Source organism: Sphingomonas bacterium, assembly GCF_903642285.1.
Classification (GTDB): domain Bacteria; phylum Pseudomonadota; class Alphaproteobacteria; order Sphingomonadales; family Sphingomonadaceae; genus Sphingomonas.
Genome location: NZ_CAHJWJ010000003.1, coordinates 42,102 through 54,908 on the forward strand (window position 1 = coordinate 42,102; position 12,807 = coordinate 54,908).

A 12,807-nucleotide genomic window follows, 5' to 3' on the forward strand; every position below is an offset into this window, starting at 1 on the left:
TGACGGAGGATCAATCGATCCGGAACAGCCGTAGCGGCGATCCCCGCGGCAGCGGCAGCGGGGTCAGCCAGTCGAACGTCCTGCCATGCGCGAGCTGGTCGTAGAAGCCGCCCCGGTTGCGCGCGCGGTAGATCGTGGATTCGGACATGTTCGGGCATACCAGCAGCAACGTCGCGCCGTGTCGCGCCATGATCGCGTGCGCCTGCAGGGGCGATCCGCCGAACGCATGCTGCACGTCCAGGATCGCGGGCCCGTTGCGGTGATAGGGTCCGGCCACCGCATCGTGATGCGTGATCGTGATCAGCCGCGGGCCGAGATCGATGAAGCTGAATACGGTCTGCGCCGGATAGCGGTTCAGCGCAGCCAGGATCGTCGTCCGCACGCAATTGCCCGAGGCGTAATTCACCCGCTTCGTATAGGCGCTCGGCGGATCGACCTTCAGCATGCCCATGGTCAGACCGACGAACGCGCCCGAGATGACGACGACCGCGGCGACCGTCCCGAACACGCGGATCAGCATCGAGCCGCTGCCGAGCAATCGCGGCACGAGCAGCCACGCCAGCGCGACCGCCCCCGGCACCGCGAGCAGCTGTGCCCCCGGTCCGGCGCGGGCCTGCCAGAACAGCATCGCGACCGCGAATGCGGTGAACAGCGCGACCGCGGCCCAGCCGACCGCGCGGTCGGCCCCCGCGCCGCGCGCACGCCACGCGGCGACCGCGGCACCGATCACCCCGATCACCGGGAACACCGTGATCGGGAATGCGATGCGCAACGGATGCTGATAGATCGGCTTGGCCTCGCGGATATTGCTCAGCCAGTTGCGTTCGAGTTCGGGCGAGACCTGTTCGGGGCGGCCGAGACATTGCGGGAAGAAATGGACGAAGCCGGCGACGATCAGCGCGCCCGCGATCACCGCAAGCGCCAATCGGACGATGCGCGACGCCGGGCCGACCCGGGCCAGCACGAACAGCAGCACCCCCGCCGCGATCATGACGCTCAGCCACACCGGCGTCAGCGCGTCGCAGCGCGCCACCCGGTCGGCATAGGACGCGAACCCCGCATAGCCGACCGCGCTGCCGCCGCCGAGCGTCAGCGCGTACGCCGAAAGCCGCCGTGCCTCCTGCCGGTCCCAGATCCAGCGAAGCGCGATGATCGCCCCCGCGCCCGCGCTGAACGGCAGCATCTCGAGCCCGATCGTCAGCGACGCGGCGCTGGCCAGCCCGACGACCGCGCCCCCGCGCGAATCCCTGGGATCGCACAGCCCCGCGACCGTCAGGCTCAGCATCGCCAGCTGCCAGCCATGATGGTCGATGCGTTCGGGCAGGAACATCAGCATCGTCGCCGACGTCCCCATCAGGAACACCAAAGCCAGCGGCCAGGCATAGGGGCTGACGAGACGACGCACCGTGGCGGACAGCCCGAGCATCGCGACCGACAGCGGCAGCAGCGGCGCGATCCCGCACGCGATCCGCTCCGCCCAGCTGTTGCTCGTGAACAGCCGCAAGGTCAGGATCAGCGCGGCGATCGGCAGGTCGACTAGCCGGCTCCAATGGATGTCGAACCCGGCCGGCGGGTTCATCCGGTATTGGCGCAGATCATACCAGGGCTGACCATGCAGCAGCGCGCGCACCTGCATGAGGCGCATATTGTCGTCGGTATCGCCAAGCGAAAGCCAGCGGACCTGGTTCCAGTCCTGCGCGAAGAACCAGATCGAGACGACCGCCCAGAAAACAAGCGTAAGCCGCACCCAGTCGCGATCGAGCGTTTCGCGCCACCATTCGCCCCGAGCGTCAATCAAGCCCCATACCTCGTCCGTCCCGATCTGCTCCCGCGCGGCCGCTCTAAGCGGCAGGCGGCGCGACCGCAATGGGAGGGGCTGGCGGTGCCGCCGTCCGCTCCCTATCTGCCGGGACGGCGCGGGGGATGCGCATGGGGACGGAATCATGATCACGACGCTGATGATCGGCCTGTGGCTGGCGATGACGATCGCACCGGCGACGCCGATCGCACGCACGTTGCGGGTTTGGATGGTCGATCGACCTGCGGCGTTGCTTGCGCGGATTACGCGGGGTCATGTCGTGATGATGGCCGGCGTAGTCCTCGTGACGTTCGCCGCCGCCCGCTGGCTCGGTGACGACATAGTCGCTTTCCTCGGCATGGGCGCGCCAGAATTCGTGGCGTGGAGCGTTGCGTTCGACGTCGCGACCTATGCAGACGTGGCGGTCGCGGTTTTGCTGATATCCTCGACGGTGCCGTTGCGACGCTTCGCGTCGCGTGTCGTGGCTCCAATCCGTCACCTGGCTTCACGCCATCGCCGCATGCGAAGCGTCTCGCGCGGTTCGCGGCGATCCGCGGCAAATGACGATGAAGAAGGACGATTGCCAACCGCCGCCTGATCGCGGCGTTGCGGATATCGTCCGCGGACTCTAGGTCGATCGCGACATTTGGAAGGGCGGACGTGACGGCGCTGTTGCGACGATTTGATGCGATGCGGGCGAGCGGTGTGCTGGGGCAGCTGGTGCGCTTCGGCATCGCCGGCGGGGTGTCGAGTATCGTCTATTCGCTCGTCTATCTGCCGCTCACGCATTTCGTGTTCCCGGGCACGCGCGCGGTGCTGGCGGTGCCCTTTGCGTTCGCAGTCGCGGTGACGGTCGGGTTCGTCCTCCACAGCAAATGGAGCTTCAAGGATCACGGCACGCGCGACGGCGGCTTCGTGCAGCATGGCAAGTTCGTCGCGGTCCAGGCGTCGGGACTGGCGCTGAACGCGGTCGTTACCTGGATCGGCACCGCGCAGTTGCACCTGCAACCCTGGGTTCCGCTGATCCCGGCGATTTTCCTGGCCGCGATCGTCACGTTCCTGCTCAACCGCTTCTGGGTGTTCGGCTGATATGGACCGCATCGTCTACGACCGCATGGCGGCGCATGATTCGACGCATTGGTGGTACCGCGCGCGCCGCGATATCCTGGCCGATTACCTGACCCGCTATGCCGATCTGCCCAAGGGCGCGCGTATCCTGGAGATCGGGTGCGGGACCGGGCACAACCTGCCGATGCTGAGCGGGTTCGGCAGCGTGGACGCGATCGAGATCGATCCCGCCGCGCGCGCCATCGCCAGCAAGCGGCTGGGCAAGGCGGTCGGCGCGGCACCGCTCCCCGAACTGCCGGGCGTGCCGCGCGCCGCTTACGACCTCGTCGCGGTGCTCGATGTGGTCGAGCATATCGAGGACGACGTCGCCGCGCTCGCCGCGATGGCGAAATGCCTGAGGCGCGGCGGCAAGATCCTGATCGCGGTGCCCGCGCACCAATGGATGTGGAGCGCGCACGACACCGTCAACCATCATCACCGGCGCTATTCGAAGACGACGCTGGTCGCCGCGATCGGGGCGGCGGGGCTGAAGCCGGTAAAGCTCGGTTATTTCAATTCGCTGCTGTTCCCGCTCGCCGCGGCGGCGCGGGTCGCCGGGCGGCTGACGGGGCGCGACGACAGCGACGATTCGCCGCCGGCCAAGCCGATCAACGCGTTGTTCGAACGCATCTTCCGGCTGGAACGGCATCTGGTCGGGCGGGTGCCGATGACGCCGGGGGTATCGATCGTGACGCTGGCGGTGCCGAAATAGATACCTACCTGGTCGAGTTAACGCTATCGTCGCTCCGGCCTCGAGCCGGGGTCCTGCTTCTACTGAACGCTCGAAGAAGCGGGGCCCCGGGTCAAGCCCGGGGTGACGAAGCGGGAACGCCCTCCACCGGTTCCGCCCGAAACCCCAAGGTCGCCCGCCCCAGCACCGGCCCCGCCACGTCGGCGACGATGTACAGCGGCCGGTGCTTCGATTCGATGTAGAGCCGCCCGAGATATTCGCCGATCATCCCGAGCACGAACATCTGCACCGCGCCCAGCAGCACGACGACCAGCATCGTCGAGGTCCAGCCCTGCACCGCGCTGCCGGTGAAGAAGCCGATCGCGATATAGACGAACAGCAATAGCGACGCGGCCGTGAGCGCCAGCCCGGCATGGCTCGCGAAACGGAGCGGTGCGGTCGAAAAACCCGTCACCGCGTCGAAGGCGAGCCGGATCATCTTGCCGATCGGGTAATTGGTCTCGCCCGCATGTCGTTCCGCGCGGTCGTACGGGAACGGCACCTGGCGGAAACCGACCCAGGCGACCATGCCGCGGATGAAGCGTGCCTGTTCGGGCAGCGACAGGAACGCATCGAGCGCACGCCTGCTCATCAGCCGGAAATCGCCGGTGTCGAGCGGGATCGGCGTGTCGGTGACACGGTCGAGCACGCGGTAGAACACGGCGGCGGTCGCCTTCTTGAACAGCGTCTCGCCGTCGCGCTTGCGGCGGACGGCATAGACGACGTCGGCGGCCTGAGCGACCATCGCCGCACGCATGTCGGCAAGGAGTTCGGGGGGGTCCTGCAGGTCGGCGTCGATGATGAGGATCTGCGCGCCGCCGCACAGGTCCAGCCCCGCGGTCAGCGCCAGTTGATGGCCATGGTTGCGCGACAGGTTGATCGCGACCAGTTTCGGATCGGCGGCGGCGAGCCGCTGCATCACCGCCCAGCTGTCGTCGCGCGAGCCGTCATTGACCAGGACGATCTCGTAATCCGCCCCCACCGCCGCGTGTGCCGCATCGGTCACGCGTCGGTGCAGCGGCTCCAGACACGCCGCCTCGTTGTAGCAGGGTATGACGATCGACAGCGCTGGACGGTGCATGGCGTGGATAGGTAGCGGCGGCGCGCGGAGGCGTCACCATTTTGTTGAAAGCCCGCGCCCGCTTAGCTAAGTAAGATGGCTAAGGAGCAGGCCATGGCGACGACGGTCAAGATGCACGAAGCGAAGACCCATCTGTCGAGCCTCGTCGCGCGCGCGGTGGGCGGCGAGGAGATCGTCATCGCGCGCGGCGACAAGGCGCAGGTCCGGCTGGTACCGGTCGAGCCCAAACCGAAGCGCGTCTTTGGATCGATGAAAGGGCAATTCGCGGTTCCCGACAGCTTTTTCGATCCTTTGCCGGAAGACGAATTGCGTCGTTGGGAAGGCGGATGAAGCTTCTTCTCGATACGCACGCGATATTGTGGTGGCTGCTGGGCGATGTGAAGTTGAGCGTCGAAGCGCGCAAGGCGATCGGCGCGCCTGAAGCACGCGTCCTGGTCAGCAGCGTGTCGGCCATGGAAGTCGGAACCAAATATCATATCGGCAAATTGCCCCAGGCCGCAGCGATCGCTGGGCTGATGGCCGCTCGAATTGCGGAGCATGGTTTTGAACCGCTTGGGCTGACGATCGCACATGGCGATCTGGCCGGCATGTTGGACATCCCGCACCGCGACCCCTTCGACCGGCTGCTGATCGCCCAGGCGCAGATCGAGGACGCGATGCTGGTCTCCAACGAAACCCTGTTCGACACGTTCGGCGTACGCCGCCTCTGGTAGGGGGCGTCCGGTCCTTTTAAGGTTGATCCGATGCTTTTCCGTTCGCCCTGAGCCTGTCGAAGGGCGCGCCAAGCGCGATATGTCGCTTCGACACGCTCGGCACGAACGGGATGCGGCAATCGGCGGCCGCTACACCCGCTCCGCCTTCGTGCAGACATCGGTCGCGCGCAGCGCCGCGAGCAGGCGCATCAGTTGCGGGACGTCGTGCACCTCGACGTCGATGATGTTGGTGTGAAGCCCGGTGTCGCGGTTGTCGAGGCGCAGGTTGAGGATATTGGCCTTGTGCGCGCCGATGACGGTGGCGAGTGTGCCGAGCGCGCCGGGTTCGTTCTTTACCTCGACCGCGATCCGTGCGGTCGCGCCTTCGGTCTTGTCGCCCCAGGACACGTCGACCCAGTCGGTCTCGTCCTGCGATCGCTCGGCGAGATCGGACAGCGTCGCGCAGTCGATGGCGTGAACCTCGATCCCCGCGTCGGGCCGCCGAAGCCCGACGATCCGGTCGCCGGGCACGGGGTGGCAGCAGGTGGCGAGGTCATAGGCGACGCCCGGGGTCAGTCCCTTGATCGAGATCGCGCTCGACTGCGGGGCGAGCGCATGCGGCTGTGCGACGTCCGCCCCCGCCGAACCCGGCATCAGCGCCTCCATCACCGCCGCATCCGACAGCGTCCGCCGGGCGATCGCGATCATCAGCGAAGATTCGTCGGGCAGTTTGAGGCGTTTGAGCGCATGCCCCATCGCCTCGCCGCCGATCTGCGCGGGCAGCCGGTGGACGATATTGACGTACAGCGTGCGGCCGAGCTTCACCTGTTCGTCGCGCGCGGTGTGGCGCAGATGGCGGCGGATCGCGGCCAGCGCCTTGCCGGTGATCGCGAAGTTCAGCCAGCCCGGCTGCGGCGACTGGCCCTTCGAACGCAGGATCTGGACCTGGTCGCCATTCTCGATCGGGGTGCGCAAGGGCACGACGCGACCGTTCACCTTCGCGCCGACGGTCTGGTCGCCCAGATCGGTATGCACCGCATAGGCGAAATCGACCGGGGTCGCGCCCTTCGGCAACTGGATCAGTTCGCCCTTGGGGCTGAAGGCGAAGATGCGATCGGCGTACATCGCCATCTTGGTATGTTCGAGCAGTTCCTCGGGGCTCTCCGCGGTCTCCAGGATCTCGACCAGGTCGGCGATCCAGCTCTGCTGCGTTTCGGGCCGCACGCCGCTTTGCTTGTAGGCCCAGTGCGCCGCCAGCCCGAACTCCGCTTCGGCATGCATTTCGGCTGTGCGGATCTGGATTTCGACGCGCGCATTCTCGGCATGGATGACGGTCGTGTGAAGCGACCGATAGCCGTTGCGCTTGGGCGTCGAGATATAATCCTTGAACCGCCCCGGCACCATCGGCCAGCGGCGGTGGATGACGCCGAGCGCCGCATAGGCGTCCTCGACGGTCGGCACGATCGCGCGGAACGCCATGATATCGGAGAGTTGTTCGAAGCTGATGTGCCGTTCGGCCATCTTCTTCCAGATGCTGTAGGGATGCTTCTCGCGCCCGGAGATATCGGTGTCGATCCCCGACCGGGCGAGCAGCAGCTTCAACCCCGATCCGATCTTCGCGATCCGGTCGCCGCCACCGCCGTCCTTGAGCTGTGCCAGGCGGCGGGTAATGGACTCGTACGCCTCGGGTTCGAGTTGCGCGAAGGCGAGCGTCTGCATCTCCTTCATGAACTCGTACATCCCGATCCGCTCGGCGAGCGGAGCGTAGATGTCCATCGTCTCCTTCGCGATCCGCCTGCGCTTCTCGGGTTTTGCGATGTGGTGGAGCGTGCGCATGTTGTGCAGCCGGTCGGCGAGCTTCACCAGCAGCACGCGGATGTCGTCGGACATCGCCAGCAGGAACTTGCGCAGATTCTCCGCGGCGCGTTCGTTCTCGGTCTGCGCTTCGATCTTGCTGAGCTTGGTGACCCCGTCGACCAGCCGCGCGACCGATGCGCCGAACACCCGCTCGATCTCCTCGGGCGTGGCGACCGTGTCCTCGACGGTGTCGTGCAGGATCGCCGTCGCGATCGTCTCGTCGTCGAGATGCAGATCGGTCAGGATGCCGGCGACTTCGATCGGATGGCTGAAATAGGGATCGCCGGACGCGCGTTTCTGCGACCCATGTGCCTGAAGCGAAAAGACATAGGCGCGGTTGAGCAGCGCCTCGTCGGCGTTGGGATCGTAATCGAGGACGCGATCGACGAGTTCATATTGGCGCAGCACCGGATTAGGATGAGACCGTCCGGTGCTGCTTTGCAACACAATACGGCGTCATTTCGTCTTCAAACGGTTGCAAGACAAAACCTATCGGCGCTGGGCAGGATGGCCGATCTGCGGTAATGGGCGCTCAGAGGATGTCGTCGATGGGATTGCGCGAACCGTTGCTGAAATGCAGCCTGCCCGCCGCGCTGGAGGCGGTGGGCGAACGCTGGTCGTTCCTGATCCTGCGCGCGGCGTTCAACGGGCTGCACCATTTCGAGGAATTCCAGTCCGAACTGGGCATCGCGCGCAACATCCTGGCGAACCGGCTCGGCCGGCTCGTCGAGCATGGCATATTGGCGCGGCAGACGATCCCCGAGGATCGACGCAAGATCGCCTATGGCCTGACCGACAAGGGCTTCGCATTGCTGCCGACGATGATCGCGCTGCGGCAATGGGGCGAGCGGTGGGAGACGGGCGTACCCGCCTATCCGATCCTGGTCGACGAACGCGATCGGCGGCCGTTGCAGCCTATATCGGTGCTGTCGCAGGACGGCCGCGTGCTGGGGAAGGGCGATCTGATCTGGGCGCTGCCGGGAGATGTGGCGCGGGACCCGGACGAGATGCAGGCGGCGGAATAGGGGTTAGGGTACCCACCGCCCGCGCTTCAACGCCATTCCGGCGAAGGCCGGAGCCCAGTCGCAAGACGATCGTGGCGGCACGATACGCTCTATTACCGAAAACTTGGCAACTGGGCCCCGGCCTTCGCCGGGGTGGCGGGCTCTCCGTAAGCGTTTGCCTAGACTCTACCCCGCCCCCTGCGCCGGCGTATTGATCCCCATCGATTGCAGATACCGCCTGACGTTGCGCGCCGCCTGGCGCAGGCGCTGTTCGTTTTCGACCATGGCGATCCGCACATAGCCTTCGCCATTCTCGCCGTAACCGACCCCCGGCGCGACCGCGACCTGGGCGTGGGTCAGCAATTGCTTGGTGAATTCCAGGCTGCCCAGGTGCATCAGCGCAGGCGGCAACGGGGCCCAGGCGAACATCGAGGCGCGCGGGGACGGGATGTCCCACCCTGCTCGCCCGAAGCTTTCGACCAGCACGTCGCGACGCTTGTGATAGAGTTGCCGGTTCTTCTCGACGATATCCTGCGGACCGTTGAGCGCGGCGCATGCCGCCGCCTGGATCGGGGTGAACGCGCCGTAATCCAGATACGACTTCACCCGGGTCATCGCCGCGATCAGTTTCGTATTGCCGACCGCGAAGCCCATCCGCCAGCCGGCCATCGAATAGGTTTTCGACAGCGAGGTGAATTCCACCGCGACGTCCTTCGCGCCCTTCACCTGCAGGACCGAGACCGTCGGCTTGCCGTCGAAATACAGTTCGGAATAGGCGAGATCGGAAACGATCCAGACCTGGTTCGCACGCGCCCAGTCGACCAGCCGCTCGTAGAACGCGAGGTCGACCGTCTCCGCGGTCGGGTTCGACGGATAGTTCACGACCAGCACGCTCGGCCGCGGCACGGTGAACGCGATCGCGCGCTCCAGGCTTGCGAAATACGCTTCGTCGGGGGTCGTCGGCACCGCGCGGATCGTGGCACCCGCGATGATGAAACCGAAAGTGTGGATCGGGTAGCTGGGGTTGGGCGCGAGCACGACATCGCCCGGCGCGGTGATCGCGGTGGCGAGGCTGGCGAGCCCCTCCTTCGATCCCATCGTGACCACGACCTCGGTCTCGGGATCGAGATCGACGCCGAAGCGGCGGCCGTAGTAATTGGCCTGCGCGCGGCGGAGGCCGGGAATGCCCTTGGATTGCGAATAGCCGTGCGCGCCGGGCTTGCGCGCGACCTCGATCAGTTTCTCGATGACATGCGACGGCGGCGGCAGATCGGGATTGCCCATGCCCAGATCGATGATGTCCTCCCCGCCGGCGCGCGCCGCCGCCCGCATGCCGTTGACTTCGGCGATGACGTAAGGCGGCAGGCGTTTGATGCGGTAGAATTCGTCGTCTGACATGGGGGACCCTTTCGCCGCATCGTTTACATCACCCGTCACCCTTACGAAAGCGGCGGTCTCGCGATCGTCGGGCCGGCATCCCCAAGAGATGCCGACTTTCGCCGGCATGACATTTGGGGGTAGGAGACGGCCAGGAGATGCGCATGGCCGAACAAACGCCACCCGACGATTCGCCGCCGCCCGTGGGCGATTGGCCGCAGCGGATGCTCGAGATGCAGCGTGCCGCGGTCGAGGCCGGGATCGCCGCGCTGGAACGGCCGGGTGCGGTGCCGATCGTCCCCGGCGTGACCGACCCCGCCGCGCTGGCACGCGCACGCGATTTCTGGCGCGACGGGTTCGCGCTGTGGGAGCGGCTCCTCGACCCCGTCCCGCAGCAAAGCGACGCGCCCGAACGCGACAAGCGTTTCAAGGCGGTGGCCTGGCGCGAGCATCCGGGTTTCGACCTGATGCGCCGAAGCTACGACCTGACATCGGCGCATCTGCTGCGCGCGGTCGATGCGGTCGAGGGGATCGACGATGCCGCACGCGAGCGGCTTCGCTTCGCGGCGCGGGGGATTATCGATGCGACCAGCCCCGCCAATTTCGCGCTGACCAATCCGGAGGTGATCGCGAAGACCATCGCCACGCGCGGCGACAATCTGGTCAAGGGGATGTCGCATTTCCTCGGGGATCTCGCACGCGGCCAGCTGACTCATGTCGCGGACGACGCCTTCGAAGTGGGGCGCAACCTGGCGACCACGCCGGGTCAGGTCATCCACCGGACGCCGCTGTACGAACTCATCCAATATGCGCCGACGACCGACGCGGTGCTGGCGACCCCGGTCGTGATCTTCCCGCCATGGATCAACCGCTTCTACATCCTCGATCTGACGCCGGAGAAGAGCTTCATCCGCTGGGCGGTCGACCAGGGGCTGACGGTGTTCATGGTGTCGTGGAAATCCGCCGACGCGAGCATGGTCGACGTCGTGTGGGACGATTACATCGCCGCGCAGCGCGACGCGGTCGATACGGTGCGCGCGCTGCTGGACGTGCCCGCGGTGCATGCGATCGGTTACTGCGTGGCGGGTACGACGCTTGCCGCCACGCTCGCGGTCCAGGCGGCGGAGGGGCAGGCGGACCGCGTGGAAAGCGCGACCTTCTTCACCGCGCAGGTCGATTTCGCCGATGCGGGCGAGCTGAAATTGTTCGTGACCGACGACCAGCTCGCGCTGGTGAAGGCGCTGTCGGCGGACGGGTACCTCGACGGGCGCTACATGGCGATGACGTTCAACGCGCTGCGCGGGCGCGACCTGATCTGGAATTACGTCACCAACAACTACCTGCTCGGGCAGGATTATGCAGCGTTCGATCTGCTCCACTGGAACGGCGATACCACCAATCTGCCGGGCAAATGGCATCTGAGCTATCTGACCGACCTGTACCGCGACAATCGGCTGGTCGAGCCGGGCGCGCTGTCCGCGGGCGGTACGCCGATCGATCTGCGCAAGGTCAAGACGCCGGCCTATGTCCAGGCGGGGCGCGAGGACCATATCGCCCCGGCGGCGAGCGTGTGGAAGATCACCGACCAGTTCACGGGTCCGGTGCGGTTCGTCCTCGCCGGCTCGGGCCATATCGCGGGGGTGGTGAACCCGCCCGCGTCGGGCAAATATCAATATTGGACGAACGACGCGCCGGCGGCGACGCTGGATGACTTCGTCGCAGGCGCGACCGAGACGAAGGGCAGCTGGTGGCCCGACTGGATGGCGTGGCTGCAGGGGTTCGGCGCGGCGACCGTGCCGGCGACGGGCGCGCGGTTGCCCGGCGCGGGAACGCTGCCCGCGATCGAGGACGCGCCCGGCAGCTATGTCCGGACACGCTGACCGCCTGGCGATGCTGCGCTGCACAAGGACTTGATTTCAAGCGGCGACGGCATTATTGTGCGCCGCAGCATAAGCTGGAGCGACGCGCATGACCATCCCCACCGCCAAGGCCGTGACCGCCGCCCCGAAACGGAAATCGCCCGTCCGGGCGGCCATCATCATCGAGGACACTGCCATGGAAGACATGATCAAGAACGCCGCCGAAGAGACCCAGGCCAAGGCGACCGCGATGTTCGCCGATGTCGGCGATCGCGCCAAGGGTGCGATGGAACAAGGTGCCAAGATGGTCGAAGAGATCAACGCGTTCGGCAAGGGCAATGTCGAGGCCGTCGTCGAATCGGGCAAGATCGCCGCGCGCGGCATCGAGACGATGGGCCAGGATTCGGCCGCTTATGCCCGCAAGTCGTTCGAGGGCGCGACCGCCGCGATCCGTACGCTCGCGTCGGTCAAGTCGCCGACCGAATTCATGAAGCTCCAGTCCGATTATGCGCGCAGCATGTTCGACGCGATGGTCGCCGAGACGTCGCGTTCGACCGAAGCGATGCTGAAGCTGGCGGGCGAAGTCGCGCAGCCGATCTCGAACCGCATGGCGATCGCCGCCGACAAGATGAAGGTCGCCGCATAAGCGACCGTCCACTTGGGTGAACGCGACCGACGAAAGGGCGGCCGTCCGGCAGGGACGGTCGCCCTTTTACCGTTCGGGCCCTTGCCCTTGCGTCGCCATTTGCCATATCTGCGCGCTATGCAGCCAGACTCGACCAGGATGGCCCAGCGCCGCGACGACGACCAGGAAGACGGCACCGGCACCGGTATCGCCACCAAGACGCGCAGCCGAACCAAGCAGCCGACGCCTTACCGCGTGCTGATGCTGAACGACGACTATACGCCGATGGAATTCGTCGTCCTGTGCCTCCAGCGGTTTTTCCGGATGAACATGGAAGAGGCGACGCGGGTCATGCTTCACGTCCATCAGAAGGGTGTGGGGGTGTGCGGCGTGTTCAGCTACGAAGTCGCGGAGACGAAGGTCGGGCAGGTCATGGACTTCGCCCGGCAGAACCAGCACCCGCTGCAATGCACGCTGGAGAAGGCGTGACCTGTTTTCCGCCGGATCGATCAGCTCCCCCCTCCCCGGCGGGATGCCGGGGCCCGATAGCCAAGGTCGTCGTCACCGCGTTCGAAGCGCCGCGTTCGTCTCGCAGCAGAGCCCCGGCCTTCGCCGGGGTGGGGAAGCGGGCAAGCTAGCCGCTTGTCTTCCCCCGCTATCCTTCGCTACCCTGCCGC

13 protein-coding genes are annotated in these 12,807 nt (G+C 66.3%); 9 read left to right on the forward strand and 4 right to left on the reverse strand.

Features of this window, described 5'->3' with window-relative positions; all coding sequences use genetic code 11:
• Nucleotides 1-10: 10 nt before the first annotated feature.
• Nucleotides 11-1,798 (reverse strand): AcrB/AcrD/AcrF family protein, encoded by a 1,788-nt coding sequence (locus HUU99_RS02310; RefSeq protein WP_254602872.1) that lies wholly within the window; start codon nucleotides 1,796-1,798, stop codon nucleotides 11-13.
• A gap of 145 nt (nucleotides 1,799-1,943) precedes the next feature.
• On the opposite strand from HUU99_RS02310, the gene HUU99_RS02315 reads away from it, so the two are divergent.
• The 3 genes from HUU99_RS02315 (at nucleotide 1,944) to HUU99_RS02325 (ending at nucleotide 3,617) form a co-directional block, all read left to right on the forward strand.
• A complete protein-coding gene (locus HUU99_RS02315) occupies nucleotides 1,944-2,396 on the forward strand; it encodes a hypothetical protein (protein ID WP_174284959.1) in 453 nt (150 codons plus the stop codon).
• A gap of 92 nt (nucleotides 2,397-2,488) precedes the next feature.
• Nucleotides 2,489-2,887 carry a GtrA family protein gene (locus tag HUU99_RS02320; RefSeq protein ID WP_174285087.1) on the forward strand — a complete coding sequence of 133 codons (399 nt, stop codon included), beginning with the start codon at nucleotides 2,489-2,491 and terminating at the stop codon, nucleotides 2,885-2,887.
• Nucleotide 2,888: 1 nt separating this feature from the next.
• A complete protein-coding gene (locus HUU99_RS02325; protein ID WP_174284960.1) occupies nucleotides 2,889-3,617 on the forward strand; it encodes a class I SAM-dependent methyltransferase in 729 nt (242 codons plus the stop codon).
• Between the two features lie 91 nt (nucleotides 3,618-3,708).
• On the opposite strand, the gene HUU99_RS02330 is transcribed toward HUU99_RS02325, so the two are convergent.
• Nucleotides 3,709-4,716, reverse strand: coding sequence for a glycosyltransferase family 2 protein (locus HUU99_RS02330; RefSeq protein WP_174284961.1), 1,008 nt, complete (start codon nucleotides 4,714-4,716; stop codon nucleotides 3,709-3,711).
• Between the two features lie 93 nt (nucleotides 4,717-4,809).
• Between HUU99_RS02330 and HUU99_RS02335 the strand changes: the two genes are divergently transcribed.
• Both HUU99_RS02335 and HUU99_RS02340 read left to right on the forward strand, forming a co-directional pair.
• A complete protein-coding gene (locus HUU99_RS02335) occupies nucleotides 4,810-5,046 on the forward strand; it encodes a type II toxin-antitoxin system Phd/YefM family antitoxin (protein ID WP_174284962.1) in 237 nt (78 codons plus the stop codon).
• Nucleotides 5,043-5,429, forward strand: a complete 387-nt coding sequence (locus HUU99_RS02340) for a type II toxin-antitoxin system VapC family toxin (RefSeq protein ID WP_174284963.1) — start codon at nucleotides 5,043-5,045, stop codon at nucleotides 5,427-5,429. Before HUU99_RS02335 ends, HUU99_RS02340 begins: the two co-directional genes overlap by 4 nt.
• 129 nt (nucleotides 5,430-5,558) lie before the next feature.
• On the opposite strand, the gene HUU99_RS02345 is transcribed toward HUU99_RS02340, so the two are convergent.
• A complete protein-coding gene (locus tag HUU99_RS02345; protein ID WP_174284964.1) occupies nucleotides 5,559-7,673 on the reverse strand; it encodes a RelA/SpoT family protein in 2,115 nt (704 codons plus the stop codon).
• 140 nt (nucleotides 7,674-7,813) lie between these two features.
• Here HUU99_RS02345 and HUU99_RS02350 point away from each other — a divergent pair, with 140 nt between their 5' ends.
• Complete coding sequence (locus HUU99_RS02350; RefSeq protein ID WP_174284965.1) at nucleotides 7,814-8,290, forward strand: winged helix-turn-helix transcriptional regulator; 477 nt, start codon at nucleotides 7,814-7,816, stop codon at nucleotides 8,288-8,290.
• A gap of 165 nt (nucleotides 8,291-8,455) precedes the next feature.
• Here the strand turns inward: HUU99_RS02350 and HUU99_RS02355 are convergent, their stop codons facing one another.
• Entirely contained in the window at nucleotides 8,456-9,667 is a 1,212-nt protein-coding gene (locus HUU99_RS02355) for an LL-diaminopimelate aminotransferase (protein ID WP_174284966.1), read from the reverse strand.
• 143 nt (nucleotides 9,668-9,810) lie between these two features.
• Between HUU99_RS02355 and HUU99_RS02360 the strand changes: the two genes are divergently transcribed.
• The 3 genes from HUU99_RS02360 to clpS all read left to right on the forward strand — a co-directional run bounded on the left by HUU99_RS02360 (nucleotide 9,811) and on the right by clpS (nucleotide 12,619).
• Nucleotides 9,811-11,526: a PHA/PHB synthase family protein gene (locus tag HUU99_RS02360; RefSeq protein ID WP_174284967.1), complete on the forward strand. Its 1,716-nt coding sequence runs from the start codon at nucleotides 9,811-9,813 to the stop codon at nucleotides 11,524-11,526.
• An 88-nt stretch (nucleotides 11,527-11,614) separates the two neighbouring features.
• Nucleotides 11,615-12,151, forward strand: a complete 537-nt coding sequence (locus HUU99_RS02365) for a phasin family protein (protein WP_174284968.1) — start codon at nucleotides 11,615-11,617, stop codon at nucleotides 12,149-12,151.
• A gap of 138 nt (nucleotides 12,152-12,289) precedes the next feature.
• The gene (gene clpS / locus HUU99_RS02370; RefSeq protein WP_174284969.1) at nucleotides 12,290-12,619 is read left to right on the forward strand and encodes an ATP-dependent Clp protease adapter ClpS; all 330 of its coding nucleotides are present in this window, start codon (nucleotides 12,290-12,292) and stop codon (nucleotides 12,617-12,619) included.
• Nucleotides 12,620-12,807: the final 188 nt, after the last annotated feature.